14 protein-coding genes and 1 riboswitch are annotated in these 15633 nt (G+C 46.4%); of the genes, 6 read left to right on the top strand and 8 right to left on the bottom strand.

Translation table 11 applies throughout. From position 1 onward, the window contains the following. Window positions 1-11: 11 nt before the first annotated feature. Window positions 12-111, bottom strand: a riboswitch (purine riboswitch). A 57-nt stretch (window positions 112-168) separates the two neighbouring features. The 5 genes from MHB46_RS15705 to MHB46_RS15685 form a co-directional block, all read right to left on the bottom strand. Next, window positions 169-1128: an acetylxylan esterase gene (locus MHB46_RS15705; RefSeq protein ID WP_341162801.1), complete on the bottom strand. Its 960-nt coding sequence runs from the start codon at window positions 1126-1128 to the stop codon at window positions 169-171. Window positions 1129-1139: 11 nt separating this feature from the next. Further along, on the bottom strand, window positions 1140-2189 hold the full coding sequence (locus tag MHB46_RS15700; RefSeq protein ID WP_165177988.1) for a glycoside hydrolase family 130 protein: 1050 nt from the start codon (window positions 2187-2189) through the stop codon (window positions 1140-1142). Window positions 2190-2249: 60 nt separating this feature from the next. After that, complete coding sequence (locus tag MHB46_RS15695) at window positions 2250-3083, bottom strand: carbohydrate ABC transporter permease (RefSeq protein WP_025721962.1); 834 nt, start codon at window positions 3081-3083, stop codon at window positions 2250-2252. Between the two features lie 2 nt (window positions 3084-3085). Then, on the bottom strand, window positions 3086-3970 hold the full coding sequence (locus MHB46_RS15690; protein WP_061829466.1) for a carbohydrate ABC transporter permease: 885 nt from the start codon (window positions 3968-3970) through the stop codon (window positions 3086-3088). Window positions 3971-4037: 67 nt separating this feature from the next. Continuing rightward, on the bottom strand, window positions 4038-5357 hold the full coding sequence (locus MHB46_RS15685) for an ABC transporter substrate-binding protein (protein ID WP_341162800.1): 1320 nt from the start codon (window positions 5355-5357) through the stop codon (window positions 4038-4040). A 235-nt stretch (window positions 5358-5592) separates the two neighbouring features. Here MHB46_RS15685 and MHB46_RS15680 point away from each other — a divergent pair, with 235 nt between their 5' ends. The 3 genes from MHB46_RS15680 (at window position 5593) to MHB46_RS15670 (ending at window position 9190) form a co-directional block, all read left to right on the top strand. Then, the gene (locus MHB46_RS15680) at window positions 5593-6768 is read left to right on the top strand and encodes an AGE family epimerase/isomerase (RefSeq protein ID WP_341162799.1); all 1176 of its coding nucleotides are present in this window, start codon (window positions 5593-5595) and stop codon (window positions 6766-6768) included. Then, window positions 6765-7964 carry a glycoside hydrolase family 130 protein gene (locus MHB46_RS15675; protein ID WP_341162798.1) on the top strand — a complete coding sequence of 400 codons (1200 nt, stop codon included), beginning with the start codon at window positions 6765-6767 and terminating at the stop codon, window positions 7962-7964. Before MHB46_RS15680 ends, MHB46_RS15675 begins: the two co-directional genes overlap by 4 nt. 212 nt (window positions 7965-8176) lie before the next feature. After that, the gene (locus MHB46_RS15670; RefSeq protein WP_341162797.1) at window positions 8177-9190 is read left to right on the top strand and encodes a substrate-binding domain-containing protein; all 1014 of its coding nucleotides are present in this window, start codon (window positions 8177-8179) and stop codon (window positions 9188-9190) included. 158 nt (window positions 9191-9348) lie between these two features. Here the strand turns inward: MHB46_RS15670 and MHB46_RS15665 are convergent, their stop codons facing one another. After that, window positions 9349-9561, bottom strand: coding sequence for a cold-shock protein (locus MHB46_RS15665; RefSeq protein ID WP_025721956.1), 213 nt, complete (start codon window positions 9559-9561; stop codon window positions 9349-9351). Between the two features lie 240 nt (window positions 9562-9801). Next, window positions 9802-10317: a DUF2179 domain-containing protein gene (locus MHB46_RS15660; protein WP_023990890.1), complete on the bottom strand. Its 516-nt coding sequence runs from the start codon at window positions 10315-10317 to the stop codon at window positions 9802-9804. A gap of 156 nt (window positions 10318-10473) precedes the next feature. Here MHB46_RS15660 and MHB46_RS15655 point away from each other — a divergent pair, with 156 nt between their 5' ends. Next, on the top strand, window positions 10474-10650 hold the full coding sequence (locus MHB46_RS15655; RefSeq protein WP_013312524.1) for a CsbD family protein: 177 nt from the start codon (window positions 10474-10476) through the stop codon (window positions 10648-10650). 255 nt (window positions 10651-10905) lie between these two features. After that, window positions 10906-11949, top strand: a complete 1044-nt coding sequence (locus MHB46_RS15650) for a stalk domain-containing protein (RefSeq protein WP_341162796.1) — start codon at window positions 10906-10908, stop codon at window positions 11947-11949. Between the two features lie 79 nt (window positions 11950-12028). Here MHB46_RS15650 and MHB46_RS15645 read toward each other — a convergent pair whose 3' ends face one another. Beyond that, on the bottom strand, window positions 12029-12826 hold the full coding sequence (locus MHB46_RS15645) for a copper amine oxidase N-terminal domain-containing protein (RefSeq protein WP_341162795.1): 798 nt from the start codon (window positions 12824-12826) through the stop codon (window positions 12029-12031). A gap of 238 nt (window positions 12827-13064) precedes the next feature. Here MHB46_RS15645 and MHB46_RS15640 point away from each other — a divergent pair, with 238 nt between their 5' ends. Further along, window positions 13065-15620: a LamG-like jellyroll fold domain-containing protein gene (locus tag MHB46_RS15640; RefSeq protein WP_341162794.1), complete on the top strand. Its 2556-nt coding sequence runs from the start codon at window positions 13065-13067 to the stop codon at window positions 15618-15620. The last annotated feature ends 13 nt before the right edge of the window (window positions 15621-15633 follow it).

The following is a 15633-nucleotide window of genomic DNA, read 5'->3' as shown; positions in this document are numbered from 1 at the left end:
CACAAGAAATGTACAAGACGTACACTTTTTGTAATCAGGATTTATCGGTTCCTGGTAGAGACCCTCAAACCATATTATTGAGGTTATACAAATGGGGCATTCATTTATTACGCATTCACGAAGGTTATAGCTATTACTATAAAGGAGCCTGTGGCTAAGTTCAACCCCCTACAGCCGCAAAAATTCGCTCATAGCACGATCCGACAGATAAGGTAGGTACTCATGACCGTATTCGTGATACAGGAGTATTTCCTTGTCTGATACGATTTTATTGTACACCGCAAACTGCGTGGAAGGCGGACAGATGATGTCCGACAGTCCTGTCACAAACAACACACGACCACGAATACGATCTGCCAAATGTTGAATATCGATGTAGCCTAGTCGGTGAAAGAGCTCCTCCTCGCGCAGATGGTTCGGATCAAACCAACGAAAATAATAAACCAGTTCTTCATATGCAGATGTAGTGGCATCCAGCATCCAGGCTCTTTTATAGTCCGACAGAAACGGATATACCGGAACTGCCATACGGACACGCGGCTCCAATGCAGCGCAGGCAACCGTCAGGGCCCCTCCCTGGGAGCAGCCAAATGCGCCGATCCGTTCAGGGTCGACCTGCTCCATAGACATCAGAATGCGCACCGTCTGCACGGTATCCAAAAATACATTGCGGTAATACAACCGATCCGGGTCCGGGTCGTCAATCCCTCGGATGATATGGCCGCGTACCGTCGTTCCCTGAACCTGCAAATTGTCCTCGGACAGCCCACCTTGCCCCCGGCAATCCATGGCCAGCACAGTGAATCCGTGTGCCGCATAGCTTACCTTGTCGAACCAGTCGCCACTGTCGCAGGAATATCCATGAAACAAGGCCAAAGCTGGCCCTTGTTCCGTAAGGTGCTTGGGACGAGCCAGCTTCCCATGAACCTTTGCTCCGCCCACTCCAGTAAAATATAGATGGTAACACTCCACCATCGGAGAGACAAAATCAGCAGGCTCCAGTGTATAATCAAGCGGCTGCCGCTCCATCTCCTGTAATGCCCGTTCCCAGTATGCGTCAAAATCCGGCGGCTTCGGGTTACTCCCCATATACGACTGCAATTGCTGTAAAGACATATCCTCCGGCATTCAAGTTCCTCCTACATCCGACCTGACTCACGGTCGTCTGCGACCACTTCATCCGTTGCGATGACATACTTCATAATGTCAGACACTGTCGTGTATGCAATACCTACATACGTGTCAGCGGCTCCATAATAAATCGCAATCCGCCCGGTGTCCGCATCATGCAGCGTAGCACACGGGAACACCACATTCGGCACAAAACCCCGTTCTTCGTACCATTCCTCCGGGGTCAGCACGAAATTCGAGGAACGATATTTAACTTTAGACGGATCATCCAGGTCAAGAACGGCTACGCCCATACTGTATACCAGCCCATTGCACGTGCCTGTCACCCCGTGGTAGAACATCAGCCAGCCCTCTGTCGTCTCAATCGGAGCCGGTCCGCCGCCAATCTTTACCGATTGCCACCAGCCCTGTCCGCCCTTGCTCATGACATGACGGTGCTTGCCCCAATAGACCAAGTCAGGACTTTCACTCAGAAAAATGTCGCCAAACGGTGTATGTCCGCTGTCGCTCGGACGGGATAGCAACATAAAGTTTCCGTTTAGCTTGCGGGGCAACAGCACACCATTGCGATTAAACGGCAGGAACGGATTTTCCAATCGTACAAAGCTTTTAAAATCCTTCGTTTGTGCTATTCCCAACGCTGCACCGTAAAAATCTGTGCACCAGATGATATAATACGTATCCTCCACGCGGACCAGACGCGGATCGTAAGCATAATTAGGCTGGTAATCGCTTCCTTCCTCATCGACCAAATGCAGACGTTCTGTCTCAATGTCCCAAGCCAACCCGTCGTCACTCCAGCCTAGATGCAAATGCGGACGTCCATTAATCGTTTCAGCCCGGAATACCCCTACAAACCGTCCCTCATACGGAGCTACTGCACTGTTGAAAATACGGGCAATGCCCGGCACCGGATTCCGCCCAATGACCGGATTCTCACTATGCCTCCACACCGGAGCCTCGCTACCTTCCGGCTTATCCTGCCACGGCATTTTCGACAGACTTTCTCCCACAATTCGTACGTTACCTACATCCAAATCCACATTCAATTTACTCATACGTATATTCTCCTCTCACCGAGATACTTGATCTCATCATTTTTCTATTTCGCCGTTATTCTATTTCACCGAACCCTGCGCGAATCCGTTATAGATATATTTTTGTAATGATAAAAACGCAATCAGCGTCGGAATAATGGCAATGATAATGCCCGCGCTAATGACTTCCCATTGCGAGCCATATGGCCCTTTAAACTTGAATAGCGCCGTCGATATGACCTGAAGGCTTGTTTTGGGCATATACAGGAACGGGGTGTAAAAGTCGTTGTAAATATTAACGCCCTTGATAATGATCACCGTCACAATGGCAGGCTTCAGCAGGGGCAAGATAATGCGCCAGTAGATCGTCAGATAGGAGGCCCCGTCCAGCATGGCTGATTCATCCAGCGCCACCGCAATGGAATCCAGAAATTGCAGAAAAATATACACCGCAATAATATCCGTTCCCAAATACAGCAAGATCGCCGCCCAAGGCGTGTTAAACAACTCCAGCTTGTTGATAATTTGGAATGTCGATACCTGTGTCGTCACCCCCGGAATGAGCGTGGCGAGCAAGAACGCACCCAGCATGAGACTTTTGCCCTTAAATTTAAAACGGTTCAAAATATACGCGATCATGGAACCGGTCAACGTAGCTCCGATGATCGAAATCAACAGGATAAAAGCTGTGTTCACAAATCCGGTCAGCATATTTCCGTTAATAAAGGCTTTGGTATAGTTAGCCCAATTCAGCCAGTTTACGGGGGGAGTCAGAGGACTGGTTGCCGCATATTCAGCCTTCGTCTTCAAAGATGCAAACAAAATTACGACAATCGGCAGCAGTGCAATGAACGCACCTAGTAGAAGCGCGGCATACTTGATGCTGCTACCCAGTATTCTTTTCAGCTTATACATGATTAGTCCTCCTCTCCCCGAATTAGCAACCGTTGAAGCAGTGTGACAGCAATCACGATCAGCAGCAGAACGACCGCCATCGCTGAGGCCAAACCGACCTTGCTGTATTTGAATGCCACATCAAGCGTCTGAATGACGAATGTTTCACTGCCGTTGGAGCCACCGGTCATAATATACGGGATGTCGAACGCACTGATCGCCCCGCTAATCGCCAAGATGAGATTCAATTGCAAAATCCGCTTGATACTCGGCAAAATAATAGAGCGGAATTGATGCCAGCGGTTAGCCCCGTCTATATCAGACGCTTCATACAGATCACTGGATATGGAGGAAATCGCACCGAGAAACACGATAAAGTTAAAGCCCATGTATCTCCAGATCGACGTGCCAGCCAGCGAAATATTGATAATCTCCGGGTTGCCCAGCCACAGCTTGACATACGAACCCAGCCCCATCGCCTGAAGCAGTGTATCAAGGGTACCGTCTGGCTTAAAAAAGAATAGAAAAATAAAACCAATAGCTACCCCGTTCATCAGGGAAGGAAAAAACAAAACGCCTTTAAAGAAATTTTTAAACCAGGTTTGAAAGCTGAGAATGGTTGCAAAATAAAGGGCCAGCCCCATCTGTACAAACGTGGCTACAAAGTAATACAGACTGACTTTAAACACCGAGAAATACTCGGGGTCGGTAAAGATTTTGATATAGTTTTCAAAGCCCACATATTCCAGACGCTTACTATAGCCATTCCAGTCCGAAAAGCTGTACTTAAACATATTGATCACTGGCAAGTACGCAAAAGTGATCAGCAGCGCTAGCGGAATAATTGAAAAGGCAACAATAATCGCCAATCTTTGTTTAGAGTAGCTGAGATTCGAAAATTTTAACATGCTGCACCTCCTGGCTATCCGTCCATCGACTGCTACGTCGATCCTTTCTTTTCGTCAGTTCAGATGGTTATTTTGCTTCCTTTGCAGCCACTTCAGCACGCGCCTTCACCCATGCATCGTTCAGATCCTTCATAATGGCATCATACGATTCCGGGCGGTTACCGACCGCTGCCTCAATAATGCGTTTTTTGAAGTCAGGCTGCCACAAGCCGATTTCTCCCTTTTTGTCGATTTTATCGACAATCCCTTCCTGTCCTTTTGGAGACGGAGTGAGCGTTTCAAAAACGACTCCCTGATCTTCGTATTGCTTCAAAATGCTAGGCATTGGGGCACCCTTCAGCGGACTAATGCTACCTGCCTGCTCTACGGCATAGTTGGACTTTTCGGTAAACCAATCCACCCAGGCATGGGCCGCCGGTTTATTTTCACTGTTTACGTTAATACCGAGGTTAAAATCACCAGCCAGAGGCACAAGTACCTTGGAGGCATTCGTCGGGAAAGGCATAAAACCGATATCATCCTTGTTAGAAGCTGTGCTTTTGATCTGGTCAATCGCCCAAGAGCCAAGCACCATCGTACCGATTTTGCCTTGAGCGAGATCCGCCTTGGAGGTCTCCCAATCTGTAGTCGTTGGATCTTTTTCAATCAGGCCTTTTTTAGCCGCATCGTACAGGACCTTATACAGTTCATAGTGGGGCTGGCCCTTCGTGAAATTGTCATCTGTATTCGGTTGTGTGACATTCACATATTCCTTCGTACCCGCCAATGTTGCCAGACTAGACTCCCACTGGGTCAGTGCCCAACCAGAGGCATAGTTCGTAAACAGCGGCACTGCCTTGGTTTTGTCCTTAATCTGCTGTAACGCTGTCAGGAATTGGTCCGGTGTTTTGGGAAGCTGCGTGATTCCTGCGTCCTTGAACACCTTTTTGTTATAAATCACACCAGAGTAAACCATCGCAATTGGAATACCGTAGCTGTTATGATCCACCGTACGTTCTTCAAGGCCGGTATACTTGTTTTTCATCTCCTCATAAGTACCCAGCGGCTCGAAAAAGTTGGGCAGCTCTTCAACTGGAATACTGCCAGGAATCAGCAAAACATCTCCATAATCCCTGGTCCCCATACGGATTTTAATTTGACCCTCATAATCGGCCAATGCCTGAAAATTGACCTTCACGTTCGGATAAAGTTTGTTAAATTCCTTGGCGTAATCCTGAAATACGGTATCCACAATATCAGTCCGCTGTGTGATAACCGTAATTTCACCTTCCACACCCTTCGGATCAGAGCTGGCAGCTGGCTCATCCTTCTTTGAGGTACAGCCAGTAAACAGCCCCGCTAACAAAACCACGGATAGTAATGACATCAAAACCTTGGACAACTTCATGAGACGACTCCTCCTGTTGTTTTCGAATAAGGTTATCGTTAAAGTAACAAAATCATTTTATTATGTTAGCGCTTACTATGTCAATTGCAATATTCTTTTTGTAAAGTGGAATGGGTCACATCTTATAAAAAAACACCAATTTAGCATGGTTGACAGTTTACAAACAGCTAGATATGATAATCCTGTAAAGTTAACGATAACCTAATAATTCATTTTCCGAAGGAGGCTTTGTCTCTTGGAAACATTACTGGACGAAATTAGACAGGAATGGAAGGAGCACATACTCCCATTCTGGCTTGGACTGAAGGATGAGACACACGGTGGGTTTTACGGCGAGGTGGACGTGGATCTGCACATTCATAACCAAGCTAACAAAGGCGGGATTGCCACTGCACGGCTACTCTGGTCATTCTCGGCGGCTGCCCGTGTAACAGGGGAAGATACCTATGCAGAAGCCGCACGACATGCATTCACATTCCTGCGGGATCACCTGCTTGATCCATTACATGGAGGAATGTACTGGATGGTGGACTACACCGGGCAACCCGTGGACACGTGCAAGCATGTATACGCGCAGGCATTTGCGATCTATGCGATAGCAGAGTATGCACGTGCCACAGACGACCCGAATGCATTACCACTAGCTATGGAGCTGTTCCACCTGCTGGAGCAAAAAGGATATGATCCCACCCGGCAGGCATACGGCGAACAATATGACCGATCGTGGAACACGCAGCCTAATGAGCTACTCAGCGAAAATGGGGTTACCGCGCATATCACCATGAATACGCATATTCATGTTTTGGAGGCGTACACCCAATTGCTGCGCGTCTGGCCAAATGAAGAGGTTCGAGATGCACTGACGAACGTACTGGATATTTTATATCATCGTGTTTACGATGCTTCTGCCCGACGACTGGGGGTATTTTTCGACCATGAATGGCGCTCTCTGCTTGACCTGACCTCATATGGTCACGACATCGAAGCCAGCTGGTTGATTGAGGACGCTATGAGTGTGTTGGGTTATTACCTGTCAGAATACGTGGATATGGTGATAGATATTGCCAATGCGGTAGCAGAGCGCGCTGTTCAGCCAGACGGATCGCTCATCAATGAGCGGGAAGGAGAGCGGGTAGACACCTCACGTATCTGGTGGGTACAGGCCGAGGGGATGGTTGGTTTTTATAATGCGTTTCAACGTACAAAAGACGAACGATTTTTGCAAATTGTGAAAAATCTATGGTCCTATACCCGGCAACATATCATAGATCCGCGCCCCGGAGGCGAATGGTTCTGGTCAGTTCAAGCGGACGGTAAGCCTGATGCGAGAGAGATTGCAGGACCCTGGAAGTGCCCTTATCACAACAGCCGATTTTGCATAGAAATGCTAGAAAGGATGGAAAACCAATGATCCATAGCAAATACAATGAGCTGCGGTTGCAGCAAGAGGAACTGATTACACGCCCCAATGAGGTTAAAACTACCTTTTATAATGGTATCTACGAACGCTACATCTACCCAGTGCTCACACGCCATCATGTTCCACTTCACTGGCGGTTTGATCTGGATGCGCAAACCAATCCCTTTTTCATGGAGCGGCTGGGTGTAAATGCGGCATTGAATCCAGGGGCGATCTATCATGAAGGAAAATACATTCTTGTTTCGCGCACAGAGGGACTGGATCGAAAGTCATTTTTTGCTTTGGCAGAGAGCGATAACGGCATTGATCAATTTCGATTCATTGACGCTCCCCTCGTATGGGAGGATATCGACCCGGAAGAAACAAATATGTACGATATGCGATTGGTAAAGCATGAGGACGGCTGGATTTACGGTATTTATTGCTCGGAAAAAAAGGACCCTGACGCACCACCCCACGATACCTCCAGTGCTGTCGCTCAGGCCGGACTGGTCCGCACTCGTGATCTTCGTACATGGACCCGGCTTCCCAACATCACTACCCAGTCCCCACAACAACGCAACGTTGTCCTGCACCCTGAATTTGTGGACGGTCAATATGCCTTCTATACTCGTCCCCAGGACGGGTTTATTTCCACCGGTTCAGGCGGAGGCATCGCCTTCGGCCTGTGCAAAGATATTACACAACCCGTGATTGAACACGAAACCGTCATTGATGAGCGCTGTTATCATACGGTGTACGAAGCCAAGAACGGTCAGGGGCCTGCCCCGATCAAAACCAGTCGCGGCTGGATTCATATTGCTCACGGGGTACGCAATACGGCCGCCGGGCTGCGGTATGTGCTGTATACCTTTGCCACCAGTCTAGAAGACCCTACGCGCGTCATCGCCAAGCCCGGCGGGCACTTTCTGGCTCCTTATGATGAGGAACGCGTGGGCGACGTTTCGAATGTTATTTTTTGCAACGGGGCTGTTGTTAACGAGCAAGATGAAGTCTTTATTTACTACGCATCCAGTGATACCCGTATTCACGTAGCGACGACCACCATCGCTAGACTGGAGGACTACACCTTCAATACATCATCTGATCCCTTGCGTTCTCTCGGCAGCGCCGCTGTTCGCCGTGAGCTAATTCATCACAATGAAGCGCTATTGCAAGCACACTCCTGTCCTTCCCAGCGGACATAAGCCGCAGGCTTTATCCTGCTTGCGGAACCATGTATACTATCCATAGAACAACTGTTACCCGCAGGCTAATAGTTGTTCTATGGACAGCAACCCTGCTAAGTTTTTTGGATTTTACAGGCGGCTAAGCTACTGATATATTCCCCAGCATTTTGCATCCATTCTCTGGATTAGGCAAAATGCTTATCTTTTTAAAATTGGAAGGCGGAACAGGAATGAAGAGCAACGTTACGATGCGGGATATTGCAGATAAGCTGGGAGTAAGCAGCGTGACCGTGTCGAAGGCGCTCAATGACAAGGATGGGGTTAGCGAGGAGCTAAAAGAGCGTATTAAGACGCTCGCGGGCGAAATGGGTTATCGTTTCAATACCGTTGCCAAGTCCATGAAGGAGGGCCTCACCTATAACATAGGTGTTGTCATTCCTGAACGTTTTACCGGCCCCGGCCAATCGTTTTATCTGCACATCTACCAGCAAATTTCACGGGCACTGGAGCCATACGGCTACTATGGCATCCTTCACATCCTTCATCGCGAAGACGAAGAACAGCTTAATCTGCCACGTATCTATTACGACCGCAAGGTGGACGGCTTCATTCTCCTGGGTCAAGTGAGCAAGCCATATATCGAGCTGGTACAAACCATGGATCTACCCAAAATGTTTCTCGATTTTTATGATGAACATGCCGATATCGACTCCGTGGTGACGGATAATTTCTACGGAGCATATGAGCTGACCAACTATTTGATCGCCCAGGGGCATCGTGATATTGCATATGTAGGCAATATCTATTCCACCAGTAGTATTCAGGATCGTTTCCTCGGCTACTATAAATCCTTGCTGGAGCACAGACTGCCCCTCCGTAACGAGTGGGTGCTCAGTGACCGGGACGACGAAGGTACTTATGTTGAAATGGAGCTTCCTCAGCCGCTACCGACTGCCTTCGTATGTAACTGCGATCAGGTCGCTCACAATCTGGTACACAAGCTCATTGCTCTGGGATACCGCGTACCTGAAGACTGCTCTGTGGTCGGCTTTGACAACGATGTATACGCCACTCTTATTGTTCCGCAACTGACCACGGTCGGAGTAGACATCGAGCAGATGGCACGTACCGCGATTGATTCAATGATGAAAAAAATAAGTCATCCCGGCAGCCGCTTTGGTCGAGTCCTGGTGCAGGGACATATTGTATATCGTGATTCCGTGCAGCCCATCCAGAGACCATGATCAATGCATATCTTACTTTGGGGAGAAGTCATCGCTATTCTCAATTTTCCACAACCAAAAGCCGCTCAGCATGTCGCTGGAGCGGCTTTTGACGTTCATAAATTCTGCAGTGTGATCATCGTACTCACATTCAATTGTAGATTTTGCGAAATCCTGGATTAGGAGCGCTGGGCGACAAAGGAATTGCCCGCCCGATTGAGAATCGGCAGCATCCGCATTTCTTGCCCCATCGAGGCTTGGCAAAATGGACAAGCTGGCTCGTTCAAAAAGGTGAAATCCGTTCGCATCCAACCGTTGCAACCCTCGTTTGTACACGACCAAATAGCCGTATTTTCCTCTGGAATGATTTCCGGGGCCTGGCGTCTGTACATCTATATCCCCCCTCGGTTTTTATAGGGTAATATCCCCTGTCGTATTACTGTTAATTTCCACCTGTGCCAGGTTTTTCGAATTTTGATTCCAGTCGTTCCGAAGGCAAGATATAGACGAACTAAACCATTTCGATCTATATCTTGTTCAATGGAAGTCGCTATTGGATTTTTGAAAAATTCACCTGTGCGGGTATTAATATGCTCCAAGCTCCGAAAAATATGCGCATTTTACCAAAATGTTTATTTACGGATAGCCTTGGTCCAGAAACCGCCATGAAATTGCTTCGGCTCTACTGTAATGACAAAAGCCTTAGGATCCAGCTCTAGAATGGACTGATACAGCTTATTCTGGTTTTTCCGTTTAGCCAAAATTTCCATCACCAGGCGCTCTCCATCACGCCCACTGCCCAGCCAGGCTGTAACGCCGTATCCCTTGTCCCGCAGCGCATTGGCAATTCCTCCATTGATCTCATTGCTGATCACCTTAACGGTGACATAACCGAGCGCTATTTTTTCCTCAATCCATGCTCCAATAAGAATGCCCAATGCATAGCCAATGGCGTATACTGCAAGACTTGCCACTTGATCCAGGTACTTAAGCACAACATTCAAGCCCAACACATAGACCGTAACTTCCACGGTGCTAATGAGCGCAGCAATGTACTTCTGTCCTTTCAGCGTCAGAATCATGCGCAGTGTATACGCCGATACGTAAATAATTTGAATAACGAGAATAAACAATAAAATTTTGAGCATGCGCTCACTCCCCACTTCACGTTCTGATTTAATCCGTATCCAACATTATACCCCCGTCTGTGATATACAGCCTCTGGTTTCGTATTACCCTCGCTCGGGTAATGACTAACTACAGCATGCTGAATGAAAGTTCGATCACATAAGGAGGGCTATAACATGAAGGATAACGGAACTAGCGATAAAATCAAAGGTAATGTGAACAAAGCCAAAGGTGAAATCAAGGACCAAATCGGGAACGCTACCGATAATAAGTCCCTTCAAGCCGAAGGCAAACTGGATAAGGCCAAAGGCCATCTTCAGGAAACAGCAGGCAAACTGAAGGACGGCAAATAATCCTGAATGGATAACCTCGACGCACTGTTTTACCAACAAGTCACGCTGTCTTGTGCAGCGGGCTTGTTTTGTGTTGTTCGGATACTTTTGGAAAAACTTTTGCGCAAACAGGGCAACTTTTACGGTTGCTGTTGCGTCTAACCAATATAAGCACAACCCATAATGACTCTCCAAGCTGTTGGATTTTGTAGGCATTAATGTTACTCTAGTCTATGAACCAGGCTATAATTCTTAAATAAAGGGGTAGACCAACGAATGAAATCACTGAAATCTATCAAAAAACCTGTCATCATCACTGCCGTATCCGCCTTGGCCATATCCGGGGCTCTTTTCAGCCAATCCACATATGCCGCACAAGTGACTAAGCCGATCCAAGCAGTATATAACAATATTAAAATTATCTACAACGGAACCGAGGTTCCTGCTGATGCTAAAACAGAACCATTTCTGCTGGATGGCGTGACGTATATCCCGCTGAAGCTGGCAGGTACAGCTTTGGATAAAAAGGTAACATGGGATGGTACAAACAAACGCGTAGTCATTGCCGACAACGGCGTTCCGATTGATCAGTCTACAGTGACGGCGTTGAACAACCAGATTACGACGCTGACTCAAGAGCTCAACACAGCGAAAGCAGCGAACACGACGAAGGACGCTACCATTGCTCAATTGCAGAAAGACAACCAGACGCTAAAAGATGAAGCAAGCAAAAATAGCTCTAGCTCCTTGAAGGATCTTCAAAAGAAGCTGAACGATGATCACAGCGATGCCTATAGCACCAACTCTGATATCACGTTGGATGGTAACAAAAGTGATATTACGGTGACCATCGAAATGACAAAATCCAGATGGGATGATCTATCCGACAGCAGAAAGGAAAGCTACCTCGAAGACATCGTTGAAGATATTTTGAAAGAGTATAAAGATGCTGATATTGAAGGCACAGTGAAAAACTCCAGTAATAGAGATAAACTGGCGACCTTTTCAACCAACAGCAGAGGCGATGTGACGATTAAAAAGGTAGCTTCTTCTCTGGATACAAGTACGATCCAACGTAACTTGTCCGATAGATATGGCACCTATAATGGGGTCGGCTTTGATTTCACAGTAAGAGGCGACAGCAGTGAAGCTATCGTCGAAGTTTATGTAAATTCGGATGACTGGAATAAAATGTCAAACAATCAAAAAAACAACCTGACAGACGGCGTTATTAATTATCTTAAAGACAGAGAGTCTGTATCCAAAGTCGTGGGATACGTACGCAATAAAGGAAACAGCAGTCAAATCATTACCTTCTAAGATTAATCTTTCAAAAAAAGCGACAAAGGCCCTTAAGCCTTTGTCGCTTTTTTATGATGTACAAGCAACATACATTCCACTACTTAATTAATCTGCCAACAGAAGTAATATATTTTATATAGTCTTTATCCGCATCGATTGTATCGATATTTCTCGTATAAACCAGATTACCGGGACTGGTTATTTTAACTTTGTAAAACATACTGGGTTTAGAATAAGGATTTACACTATAGGTCCCTTTGCTATACACAATCAGAGGATTAAAGTCGATTTGCCTGGAAGCAGGTGATAAGCTGCTCTCGTACATAGCATGAATATTTAATAACCCTTTTTTTCGATCCCAATCAAAGGAAGTAAGATCAAATGCATTCGCATCAATGACTTGGGCCAAGTCTTGTCCCTTAAACCTCATAAGAACTGGACTTTCTGTAAAGCTATCATGCTTTAGTTTCAATAAGCCAAGCTTGGGATCCCACTCCATCTTCGCATCTGTATCTTTCAACAGGATGGATACTGGCAAAAACATTGCATTACTTAGCATGATAGGGACTGTATCCATTGTCATCGGTTCGCCGTTAACCGATATTTCGGGTGATCCAATCGTTGCCGTTACATTACGGTCTAACAGATCAATCGAAGCGGTCTTGTTCGCTGCATTGTAAGTTACTTTGCCGCCCAGTATATCCTCAGCCGCTTGGAGCGGTATAAGCAGCCTTCCCTTCTTATCCACAAAGGGTGATGCAGGGTAGGTGTATAAAACGTAATGATCATTGACCTTCAGGTGTATGGGGGTTTGAGCTTGAGCTGATGTCGAATTCGAGTGTGCACCAGCAAAACTTAGTAGAATCATAAGGCAGACCAACAGTCTGATTTTCATAATGCTCTCCTTTGTTAGCGTTTAGGCTAAAACCAAAATTATTTTAAACAACCGTTCTTATTAGCCTTTTCTTAACTAGATTACCCTCACAAAATCACAACGTCAACCATAATTTATAATTTTTACCTAATAGACAAGTGATTCATAAATACATTAATAATACTTATAAATATAAAGGTATTTAGCGATGAAAGCAGAATATATCACTGTATTCCAATTCAGAAAGGGGCAAATGTGTATGATGAGAAGTTTTGTTAAACGTAAAGTCAGGAAAAGCATTGCAATAACACTAACATTATTATTAGCAGTCGCAAGCGTACCATTAGGTGCAAGTGCAATAGACGCGGCGGCAACGCTGCCAGACCAGAACAATAAGCAGGATGCGCCAACCTTCTCTAATGTATCGGTTCATGACCCTTCCATTGTCAAAGACGGTGACACTTATTATGTATTTGGGTCACACATCTCTGCGGCGAAGTCAAAAGATCTTACAAACTGGACTTCTTTTGCAAACGGTTACACTACGCCTGGGAACACACTTTACGGGGACTTATCGAAGAATCTAGCTGGATCTTTCGCTTGGGCGGGTGAGAATGATGCGGATAGTAAGGGAGGATTCTCAGTATGGGCGCCCGATGTATTTTGGAATGAGCATTATGTCAATGAGGATGGGACAAAAGGGGCATATATGATTTATTATAGTGCATCTTCCACCTACATTCGTTCCGCGATCGGCATTGCAGTTGCACCCAAAATCGAGGGTCCATATCAATATGTGGATACCATTATACACACTGGTTTTACGAAGGATACTGCTTTCGATAAAGATAGCAAGGTAGATAAAAAATGGACAAATACGCCGATTCAACAACTTATTAAGGAAGGCAAGCTTGAGGGGCCCAGACCGGGATGGTTTAATACCGATGGTTCTTATGCGAATCGGATGTTCCCAAATGCAATCGATGCAAGCGTTTTTTACGATGCAAACGGTCGCTTGTGGATGACGTATGGATCATGGTCCGGGGGAATATTTTTACTGGAGCTGGATAAAGCAACTGGCAAACCCATGTATCCAGGTCAAGATGGAACTACGGAGGACGGCCGTCTGATTGATCGTTATTTTGGCACCAAGATCGCAGGTGGATACGGTGAGTCCGGGGAAGGTCCGTATATTGAATACCACCCAAAAACGGGTTATTACTATTTGTATGTAACCTACGGCGGTCTTGCAGCCGACGGAGGGTATAACATGAGGTTATTCCGTTCTAAGAAACCGACAGGACCTTATAAAGATGCCAAAGGACAGAATGCTGTTTTGCCGGCAAACACCAAAAATACAACTTATGGCAACAAGTTGATAGGTAATTTCTTATTCGATAGTAAAATAGGCGATCCCGGTACAGGCACTGGCTACGGCTATGTTTCCCCTGGACACAATTCTGTATACACCAATCCTACTACTGGACAAATGTTTGTCGTCTTTCATGCCCGATTCCCTCAGCAGGGGGAGACACATGAGCTGCGTGTACACCAAATGTTTATGAATCAGGATGACTGGCCTGTCGTAGCTCCTTACCGTTACGGTGGCGAGACGCTTACAAAGCTGGATGAGAAACAATTCATTGGCGATTATCAATATGTTAATCATGGCAGTGATTCTTCGGCTACGATCAAGAATACACAATTCATTCAGCTTAGAGCAGATCATACCATCGAAGGCGATGTCCAAGGAACATGGCGCAAGTCGGGAGAGGCGAATATCCAATTAACACTGGATGGTGCTGTATTGGATGGGGTATTCTTAAGACAATGGGATCAGGTTACGAATCAATACATCCTGGTGTTTACAGTTTTATCGAATAAAGGTGAAATGGCTTGGGGCAGTAAGCTCCCTGATATGACCGATACGACAGTAGTGGACAGTGTATATCGTGAGTTAGATCTTGGCGATACAAGTCGGGTGACGGCTAGCCTGAATCTTCCGAAGGAAGGCAGTCGGCAAACCCGGATTACCTGGAAAACTTCAGACCAAAGCGTCATTACGGATACAGGTGAAATCAAGCGTCCAGGAATCGGAGAAAAGGCTGCATCTGCCACTTTGACGGCTACCATTACCAAAGGAGAACGTAGTCGGGACAAAGTTTTTAACATCACGGTATCCCCTTATGAGAAAGCAACATTGACTGCGTCATACACATTTGAAAATAATCTGGAGGATCAGCAAGATGTTTTTGCTAATGGAGAAGTTATCGGTGACCGAATCGATCGCCAGGGAGGAAGTGTATCCTACGCTGAAGGCGTAAAGGGCCAAGCTATAGTCCTTGATGGAAAGTCAGGCATTGCTCTACCTGAAGGACTCATATCCAGCTCAGCATATTCCGTGTCACTGTGGGTAAAACCAAGCGATTTAACTCTGCATACACCAACTTTCTTTGGAGCTATGGATAGTAACCACTGGATTAGCCTTCTGCCCAGAGGACCCGAGAAGGATAATACAATGGTCTGGTCCGGCAGCTCACTTTGGTATACCGGCAGTACTGGCCTAAAGATCAAAACAAATGAATGGACCCATCTCGCCTTCACTGTAGAACGTGGGGTGTTAGCCGTGTATGTGAATGGCGAGCTTCAATTTATCGGTTCAGAATTCCCAGATGTCTTTACCTCCAAATCTGGAACATTCAGCTTAGGTGTCAACTGGTGGGACCCTGCGTTCAAAGGATCTATTGATGATCTGAGTATATTTGAAGGTGCGCTCCCCCCTGTACAGGTGGCAGAGTTAGCGAAGATGAAGTGAATTAAGACTAATG

This window comes from Paenibacillus sp. FSL H7-0703 (genome assembly GCF_038003485.1).
Classification (GTDB): domain Bacteria; phylum Bacillota; class Bacilli; order Paenibacillales; family Paenibacillaceae; genus Paenibacillus; species Paenibacillus polymyxa_B.
This window is presented reverse-complemented; position numbering and strand designations above follow the sequence as displayed.

What these genes read in the sequence shown, in the direction of transcription:
- MHB46_RS15695 (WP_025721962.1), bottom strand. Translation starts at nt 3,083, where the DNA reads ATGTATAAGCTGAAAAGAATACTGGGTAGCAGCATCAAGTATGCCGCG.
- MHB46_RS15650 (WP_341162796.1), top strand. Translation starts at nt 10,906, where the DNA reads ATGAAATCACTGAAATCTATCAAAAAACCTGTCATCATCACTGCCGTA.
- MHB46_RS15655 (WP_013312524.1), top strand. Translation starts at nt 10,474, where the DNA reads ATGAAGGATAACGGAACTAGCGATAAAATCAAAGGTAATGTGAACAAA.
- MHB46_RS15640 (WP_341162794.1), top strand. Translation starts at nt 13,065, where the DNA reads ATGATGAGAAGTTTTGTTAAACGTAAAGTCAGGAAAAGCATTGCAATA.
- MHB46_RS15645 (WP_341162795.1), bottom strand. Translation starts at nt 12,826, where the DNA reads ATGAAAATCAGACTGTTGGTCTGCCTTATGATTCTACTAAGTTTTGCT.
- MHB46_RS15660 (WP_023990890.1), bottom strand. Translation starts at nt 10,317, where the DNA reads ATGCTCAAAATTTTATTGTTTATTCTCGTTATTCAAATTATTTACGTA.
- MHB46_RS15690 (WP_061829466.1), bottom strand. Translation starts at nt 3,970, where the DNA reads ATGTTAAAATTTTCGAATCTCAGCTACTCTAAACAAAGATTGGCGATT.
- MHB46_RS15670 (WP_341162797.1), top strand. Translation starts at nt 8,177, where the DNA reads ATGAAGAGCAACGTTACGATGCGGGATATTGCAGATAAGCTGGGAGTA.
- MHB46_RS15685 (WP_341162800.1), bottom strand. Translation starts at nt 5,357, where the DNA reads ATGAAGTTGTCCAAGGTTTTGATGTCATTACTATCCGTGGTTTTGTTA.
- MHB46_RS15665 (WP_025721956.1), bottom strand. Translation starts at nt 9,561, where the DNA reads ATGTACAGACGCCAGGCCCCGGAAATCATTCCAGAGGAAAATACGGCT.
- MHB46_RS15675 (WP_341162798.1), top strand. Translation starts at nt 6,765, where the DNA reads ATGATCCATAGCAAATACAATGAGCTGCGGTTGCAGCAAGAGGAACTG.
- MHB46_RS15705 (WP_341162801.1), bottom strand. Translation starts at nt 1,128, where the DNA reads ATGCCGGAGGATATGTCTTTACAGCAATTGCAGTCGTATATGGGGAGT.
- MHB46_RS15700 (WP_165177988.1), bottom strand. Translation starts at nt 2,189, where the DNA reads ATGAGTAAATTGAATGTGGATTTGGATGTAGGTAACGTACGAATTGTG.